Genomic DNA, 743 nt, shown 5'->3' with positions numbered 1-743 from the left:
GGCCACAAGTACCGGCGTTTGGTATGACTCAACGGCGAATAACTCCCTGCCAAGTGCGCCGGTTATACATGACCGTGTAACCATTTATAAAGCCAGTGACCCAGCGGTGCAAACAACTAAGCGCTATACCGGCAGTAGTTGGCAATCCTATGTGCTACACGTTCACGGTAGCGCACTGATTGACGATACCGTTGACGCCAAAGTATTACGAGCAGGTACACGTATATCTTCACCTCGTATCGACCTGATAGGTGATAGCTTTATGAAAATAGAGTATGCACCAGGTTTTGGGCCAGATAATGTTTGGTATTGGTATGGCCCTAAGATACTAAGCAATGGTTTGCCTAACTTAGCTGCCCTAACAAAAGCCAATGCCCTCGAATGGAAAGACACCGGTGGCAACGGTTACTTTGGTGGCTCTATTGTGGCCGGNCCACCGACTTATCAGCCGATGCCTTTGTCGAAATTGGCCCATTTGGCTCAAATGGTGGCGTAATTAATATTGTGTGTTCATTGCAGCTTAACTCGATGGCCTCGGGTACAAGCACAAACCCTGCAGGAAAGCCAGGCGATCCCGTATACACCATACAGCTATCAGAGTTAGTAAATGGCTCATGGGTAGTACGCCAAACGCAAACCTACCACGGCGCGGGCACAATTGTTAATAATGAGTATGATCGTGAATCCGACTCATACCATTGGCTACTAACCCAATCGGCGTCAGGGTCTTTTACCTATACAGA

The 743-nt window shown here is 48.1% G+C and carries 1 protein-coding gene; it reads left to right on the top strand.

The features are described from left to right. Positions 1-528 precede the first annotated feature (528 nt). The coding region (locus L650_RS23870) for a hypothetical protein (protein ID WP_164835570.1) at positions 529-743 on the top strand (215 nt) is incomplete at its 3' end.

This window comes from Pseudoalteromonas sp. TB51 (assembly GCF_000498055.1).
GTDB classification, from domain to species: Bacteria; Pseudomonadota; Gammaproteobacteria; order Enterobacterales; family Alteromonadaceae; genus Pseudoalteromonas; species Pseudoalteromonas atlantica.
Note: the sequence above shows the minus strand (reverse complement) of the source record. Positions and strands in the feature narration are given on the sequence as shown.